The sequence below is a fragment of the Selenomonas sp. CM52 genome, assembly GCF_000292955.1.
Lineage (GTDB): Bacteria > Bacillota > Negativicutes > Selenomonadales > Selenomonadaceae > Selenomonas.
Map to the genome: position 1 here is coordinate 115,898 of NZ_ALNM01000013.1, position 6,510 is coordinate 122,407.

A 6,510-nucleotide genomic window follows, 5' to 3' on the forward strand; every position below is an offset into this window, starting at 1 on the left:
ACAGGGATGAATTGTATGAAATTAAAACCCAAGATGCTTTTTGGGATCGGTGTGCCGCTCGTCGTGATTTTCATCATCATGGGCGTCGCCATCAACATGATGGCGAGTTCGGCGCTGACGGCGTCCAAGCAGAAGAGCATGTACGAGCTTGGCGAGCACTATGCGAACGAGATTGACAAGATCGTCGTCGCTGATACCGCCGTGGTCAATGCGACGGCGGCCGCCTGGGGCGAGTCGATGCCCGAGGGCGAGGCGCTGAAGGCGACGCTCACCCATATCGCGGATCTGCCGGGCGTTGCCTCTGCCTATATCGGCAGGCCGGACGGCAGCTATGAGACGAGCAAGCACTTCCCGGCGGGCTACGATCCGCGCACGCGCCAGTGGTACAAGGCTTCGGCGGCGAACCCGGACAAGGCGGTGATGTCGAAGCCGACGACAGCAGCTTCCGACGGCAAGACCGTCGTGACGCTCAGCCGCGCCATCGTGCGAAACGGCGCACTCATCGGCGTGCTCTCCATCAATATCGAGCTTGATGCCGCGCGCGAGGTAGTCAAAGATGTGAAGGTCGGCAAGACGGGCGCACTGGTCATCCTTGGCCCTGATACGGAATACATTCATCATTCGACGTACACGCTCGCGGACAAGTTCAAGGAGATCGACGGCGGCGCTTACAAGGAGATCGCGGAGAAGCTTACGTCGGGGACTCCTGTGCAGCTTGAAGCGGAGTATCAGGGCGAGGCGAAGTTTTACGCGGGTGTGCCGATCGGCGAGACAGGCTGGACGGCTCTCGTGGCTCTGCCGGTTTCCGAGGCGAACGCTGCCGTCACACAGATGGAACTGGCACTGCTCGTCATCTGCATCGTCGCGCTCGCGCTCATCCTGGGCGTCACCTACGTCCTGCTGACTTCGGCGATCACGCCGCTCGGGCTGCTGTCCTCTCTGATGGAGAAGGTCGCGGCAGGCGACTTGACGATGCAGCTTTCCTCCGACGTGCGCCGCGATGAGATCGGCACACTGCAGACGAGCTGCCGCACGATGCTCGAAGGACTGAAGCGCACGGTCAGTTCGACGCGCAAAGCGGCGGGGCAGGTGTCGCAGGCGAGCGAGGAGCTTTCGCTGAACGCCGGACAGACGGCGCAGGTCTCGCAAGTTTCTGCTGAGGCTGTCACGGACATCGCCAACCAAAGCGCTGCACAGAGTCGGATCGTTGAGGAGACGGCGGAGAAGCTCGTGGACGTCGACGAACAGATGAAGACGATCTCGCAGGCGATTGCGGAGGCCGGGCAGGCGGTCGCGTCGACGGGAGAGGCGACGAAGGAAGGCGACGCGATGCTCGATCAGGCCATCGCTGGCGTCGAGGGACTCGCGGACGGCTCGGTGAAGACGGGCGCGGCCGTCGAGAAGCTCTATGCCGGCTCGAAGAACATCGCGGAGATCAACGAACTCATCACGAATATCGCGGGGCAGACGAAACTCCTCGCCCTCAATGCCGCTATCGAGGCGGCGCGCGCCGGTGAGCAGGGCAAGGGATTCGCCATCGTCGCCCAGGAGGTCCGAAAGCTCGCCGAGGAGTCGGCGGCGGCGGCGCAGGAGATCAGCGGCGTCATCGCGCAGAACGCCGAAGAGATCGAGCAGGTCTTCGCGCTGACGAAGGCGCAGCAGGAAGAGGTGCGCGAGAACGTCGGGCAGGTCAAGGCGGCGGGCGAGAAGTTCCATCGCATCATGGATCTTGTCGGCGATCTGGAAGCGGCCATCGTGCGCATCGTCGACATCAGCCGCAAGGTGCAGGCGGACTGCGATGCAACGACGGCGTCGGCGCAGCGAATCAACGATGTCTCGCACAAGATTCACAAGAAGGCGTCCGATGTATCCGCTGCCTCGCAGGAGCAGGCGGCCTCGACGGAGGAGATTGCCGCCGCCAGCCAGACGCTCGCGAGCCTTGCCATAGAGCTGCAGAACAGCGTACAGGCATTCCGCCTTTAATATTTGTTCACGATAAACTTCCTGAAAGGGAATTTTGTCCATATATGCGGGATATGCACAAAACAAGAATAAGGGAAAAAGAGGGGGAGGACGCATCCTTGCGATCCTCCCTTTCTTTTTTGTTTAGTAAAAATAGGTATAAATACCTATAATTACTACAAAATCAAGAGGGGGACTTTTTCGGAACAGACATTCCAAAGACAGAGAATATAAGAGAAATACACATCATGTGCATAAGTTTTTATAGGCTCATCGTACCCCACCCCCCCATAAGTCGTAAAATAAATGACTTTTTTACTAGCGAGAAGAAGGAAAAAGTCGCATGGATGGCGAATGACAAAACACAGAGGGGAAATCTCTTTGTGGTATGCGCCTTCGCGTTGTTTGTCCGCTGCTGTCGGAGCAATAGAGGAAGGGTGTGCTCATGGGGTGTATATGTGTTCATAGAAGCTAGGCTGGGAGGTTCATTATGAAGCTGAAAGGGAAAATGCTCACGGGGATCGGCGTGCCGCTTCTCATCGTATTCGTCGTCATGGGATTCGTCATCAATACGATGGCGACGGACGCCTTGTCGACATCCAAACAGAGGAGCATGAGCGAGCTTGGCTCGCGCTATGCGAATGCCATCGTCACGATCGTTGAGTCGGCGCGCGTCGCCGTCAATACGACTTGCATGAACTGGACGGAGAGTATGCCCGAAGGCGCCGCGATGCAGGAGGCCGTGCGCGATATCGCCAAGCTCGACGGCGTTGACAGCGCCGTCTTCGGGAATGCGGACGGCTCCTATGTGGCGTCAAGTTCGCTTGGCGCGGGCTACGACCCGAGGACGCGCGCGTGGTACAAGGAGGCGGCGGCGCAGCCGGGAAAACTCATCATCTCGAAGCCGTTCAAATCGGTCAAGGGCGATCCGGTCATCAGTCTGAGCCGCGCGATCGTGCAGAACGGCGCAGTGCGCGGCGTCCTCTGCGTCGGCATATCGCTTGAACCGGTGGGAAATCTGCTCAAGGACGTCAAGGTCGGCGAGACCGGATCGATCGTCGTCCTCGGCCCCGATACCGAGTACATCTATCATCCGAAGTATTCGGTCGAGGATAAGTTCAATGAGATTGACGGCGGTGCTTACAAGGACTTTGCCGCCAGATTGACGACGGGAAAGCCCGAGCAGATCGAAACGGAATATCAGGGCGTGCAGAAGTTCTATTCCGCCGTGCCTGTGGGGGAGACGGGCTGGACGCTCCTCGTGGCTCTGCCGGTATCCGAGGCGAACGCGGCGGCTGCGCACATGAGCTGGGCGCTGCTCGCGATCTGCGCCATAGCGCTCACGCTTTTGCTGGGCATCACTTATGTCCTTTTGACGTCGGTGACAACGCCGATCGGCGCTCTTTCGGGACTGATGGAAAAGATTGCAGACGGTGATCTCACGGCACATCTGACGAAGAGCGACCGCAGCGATGAGATTGGCACGCTGCAGAACAGCTGCCGCGATATGCTCGAAGGCCTGCAGACGACGGTCAAGTCGACGAAGGCAGCCGCCGAGCAGGTGGCCGCGTCGAGCGAGGAACTGACGGCGAGCGCTGCACAGACGGCGACGGCGGCGCAGTCCGCCGCCGAAGCCGTCTGCATCATCGCCGAAGAGAGCGCAAACCAGAGCGGGATTGTCAATGCCGCGACGCAGAAGGTCACGGGCGTCAACCAGCAGATGAAGACGATCTCGGAGGCGGTCAGCACGGCGAAGCGCGCCGTGAACCTGACGGGCGAAGCGACGCAGGAAGGCGACGAGAAGCTCGACCTTGCCATCGAGGGCGTCGAGGGTCTTGCCAAGAGCGCGGCGACGGCGAGCGCGGCGGTCGAAAAGCTTTACGACGGTTCGAAGAACATCGCGGAGATCAACGAGGTCATCACCTCGATCGCAGGGCAGACGAAGCTCCTCGCCCTCAATGCCGCCATTGAGGCGGCGCGCGCAGGCGAGCAGGGCAAGGGATTCGCCGTCGTCGCCGAAGAGGTTCGAAAGCTTGCCGAAGAGTCCGAAGCGGCGGCGAAGGAAATCAGCGGCGTCATACAGAAGAACTCCGAGGAGATCGAGCATGTCTTTGAACTCACGAAGAATCAGCAGGGCGAGGTGCGTGAGAACGTCGGGCAGGTCAAGGAAGCGGGAGAGAAATTCCATCGCATCATGGATCTCGTGGCGGAGCTGGAAACGAGCATAGAGAGCATCGTCGAGATCAGCGAGAAGGTGCAGGCCGACTGCAGCGAGACGACGGCTTCCGTGCAGAAGATCAACGACGTCTCGCATACGGTGCAGCAGAAAGCGACGGACGTCTCCGCCGTATCGGAAGAGCAGGCGGCATCGAACGAGGAAATCGCCGCCGCCAGCCAGACGCTCGCCGACCTCGCCGAACGTCTGCAGGCGGGCGTGGAAAAGTTCCGCCTGTGATGAGGGCTTGCTCCAAATTCCCTTGAAGCCCTGCATGTAAAATGTTAGAATGACTGTAAGAGGTGGAAGCGGTTTGGAGCAGGCAAAAAAGCGCGACAGAAAAATCATGATCACGGATGTGGCGCTGAACAAGGTTCCGCTTGTGCAAGTTCCGGAGTTTACGCAAGTTGAATGTGAGACTGTTGCTGCTGAGCATAGAACGTTGCTGCGTGTGGCAAAGGAAAAGAACCACAGCAACGAAGTGTTGTCGGTAGTTTCGTTCAAGCAAGTGCGCCGAGCCATGGTGTTGGGGGATGAGTTTTCGGTCGATCTCAGAAAGTCACCGGAGGCATATGGAATCTTTGCTTCGGCAGAGCCGCAGGAGATTCTGCTTTTGCATAATCATCCCAGCACAAACAATTTTTCCTTGCCGGATATCGTGACCTTGCTTCGTTATGCACAGGTCAAGATGATGTCTGTGGTGACGAATCAAGGAGATGTTCATATATTGTGCAAGACGGTCTCTTTTGAATATGACACGGCAAAAGAGATATTCAATGCTGTATATTGCCGCTATCAAGGCGGTGAAATCGGACATCATGCAACGGTCAGGCGATTTTTAAAAGAGTGCAGCAAAGGAGGGTTTGCTTATGTTGAAGGTTGAACTTCCGCAAATCAAGGATCAAGCAACACGCGAAGAGCTTGACGAGATGGTGAAACAGATGATGCAGGAAAAGCAGCCGCTTGATTTGAAGCAGGCAATGACTGTAGAAACCGCACCGAAAGAGGCTGTTCCTATCCTGTACCGCGAAGCATGAAAGATCAGCCGCAGGCAGATGAAATTTCCTTCGTACGATGAGGATGAAAATCGCTCAAAGCCTTGAAAATAAAGGCTTTGCGGCACTTGACAGGGACGGATTCTGCGCTTATAATAAGCGGAAATGCGAGGATATGGACGCGGTCTGCTCACGGGGCGGATCGCCTCCTGCGAGGAGGCGTTTGCCGCTTCGTTCCTCAAGGAAATCAAAGGATATATGGAGGTAACATCATGGGTGATCTTGGATTTGGCAAGCCGATTTTCTGGGTGGGTCTCGTTGCGGGCATCGTGGCGGGTGCGCTCGGCTATCGCTGCGTGCAGAAGCGCTGCGCGGCGAAGAAGGCGGCTGCTGCCGCACTGCCGCAGGCATCGCTCGAAGAGCTTCTGCAGCAGAAGGCGGAGATCGAGGCTCTGATCGAGGCGCAGCAGGCGTAAGATGGGCATTCTCTCGGCGTTGGGCATACCAACGAACAAGTTCGAGCTCTTCCTGCGTTCCGTCGAGGTTTCGTCCTATATCCCCGGGCGCATACGGCTGCACAGCAAGATGCTCGTCGGCAGCCCCAAGGTGGAGAAGGAACTTCTGGCGTACCTTCGCTCGTATTCGGAGCTGAGCGAGGTGGAGACGAGCACGGCGACAGGCTCGATCCTCATCAAGTACACGCCGCAGCTTCTCCATACGAACGAGGAGCTGACGCGTGCGGAAGCGTACATCAAGGAGCACGCGAAGAATCGCAAATGAGCGGAAAAATCCGCCTGCCCCGCTGTATCGGACAGCGAGACGGGCGGATTTTTTTAGGAAGCGCTGATAAAATGAGGTTGCCCAGATTTGCACAGATACGCTGTTCCTGTCTAGGAGACAAACCGCAGGCGTAGCAGTGGCTACGTCGAGGATTTGTCGACGACGAGAGGACAGTGTAGATGTGTGAAGATGGGTAGCTGAATTTATCAGTGATTCCTATTACAATAGATTTATAGATCAGGGAAGCGGTACGCGACCGCTCCTTGTCTACCTCATTACCTAAGCTGTAGAATGAGAGTGCATTGGTCTGACGCGTGATTCCTGGAACATTACGTCCGCAATTAAGTCCGTCATCCATCCTCCCATTCCCAGCAGTTCGTTTTATGCAGGTAGAACTGCGCTTCTGCACGTTCGTGTCAACCCTCAATAGATCGAATCGGCAATGAGGAGTTTGGTTTACCATTGCTACAAATCTATTGTTTTGGAGGGATTCACATGAACGCTGTCGGTATTGATGTCTCCAAGGGCAAAAGCATGGTCGCTGCACTCCAGCCCGGT

General features: G+C 57.2%; 6 protein-coding genes. All 6 read left to right on the top strand.

Going from position 1 to position 6,510, the window contains the following annotated elements:
* Nucleotides 1–15: 15 nt before the first annotated feature.
* The 6 genes from HMPREF1153_RS03290 to HMPREF1153_RS03310 all read left to right on the top strand — a co-directional run bounded on the left by HMPREF1153_RS03290 (nt 16) and on the right by HMPREF1153_RS03310 (nt 5,952).
* Complete coding sequence (locus tag HMPREF1153_RS03290) at nt 16–1,983, top strand: methyl-accepting chemotaxis protein (RefSeq protein ID WP_009645508.1); 1,968 nt, start codon at nt 16–18, stop codon at nt 1,981–1,983.
* 469 nt (nt 1,984–2,452) lie between these two features.
* Nucleotides 2,453–4,417: a methyl-accepting chemotaxis protein gene (locus HMPREF1153_RS03295; RefSeq protein WP_009645426.1), complete on the top strand. Its 1,965-nt coding sequence runs from the start codon at nt 2,453–2,455 to the stop codon at nt 4,415–4,417.
* A gap of 73 nt (nt 4,418–4,490) precedes the next feature.
* Nucleotides 4,491–5,060: a hypothetical protein gene (locus HMPREF1153_RS03300; protein ID WP_009645465.1), complete on the top strand. Its 570-nt coding sequence runs from the start codon at nt 4,491–4,493 to the stop codon at nt 5,058–5,060.
* Complete coding sequence (locus tag HMPREF1153_RS12640; protein WP_009645496.1) at nt 5,047–5,214, top strand: hypothetical protein; 168 nt, start codon at nt 5,047–5,049, stop codon at nt 5,212–5,214. The genes HMPREF1153_RS03300 and HMPREF1153_RS12640 overlap by 14 nt, the downstream gene beginning before the upstream one ends.
* A 230-nt stretch (nt 5,215–5,444) precedes the next feature.
* Nucleotides 5,445–5,648 (top strand): hypothetical protein, encoded by a 204-nt coding sequence (locus tag HMPREF1153_RS03305; RefSeq protein WP_009645429.1) that lies wholly within the window; start codon nt 5,445–5,447, stop codon nt 5,646–5,648.
* Nucleotide 5,649: 1 nt separating this feature from the next.
* Nucleotides 5,650–5,952, top strand: a complete 303-nt coding sequence (locus HMPREF1153_RS03310) for an HMA2 domain-containing protein (RefSeq protein WP_009645460.1) — start codon at nt 5,650–5,652, stop codon at nt 5,950–5,952.
* Nucleotides 5,953–6,510 lie beyond the last annotated feature (558 nt).

What these genes read in the sequence shown, in the direction of transcription:
- HMPREF1153_RS03290 (WP_009645508.1), top strand. Translation starts at nt 16, where the DNA reads ATGAAATTAAAACCCAAGATGCTTTTTGGGATCGGTGTGCCGCTCGTC.
- HMPREF1153_RS03295 (WP_009645426.1), top strand. Translation starts at nt 2,453, where the DNA reads ATGAAGCTGAAAGGGAAAATGCTCACGGGGATCGGCGTGCCGCTTCTC.
- HMPREF1153_RS12640 (WP_009645496.1), top strand. Translation starts at nt 5,047, where the DNA reads ATGTTGAAGGTTGAACTTCCGCAAATCAAGGATCAAGCAACACGCGAA.
- HMPREF1153_RS03305 (WP_009645429.1), top strand. Translation starts at nt 5,445, where the DNA reads ATGGGTGATCTTGGATTTGGCAAGCCGATTTTCTGGGTGGGTCTCGTT.
- HMPREF1153_RS03310 (WP_009645460.1), top strand. Translation starts at nt 5,650, where the DNA reads ATGGGCATTCTCTCGGCGTTGGGCATACCAACGAACAAGTTCGAGCTC.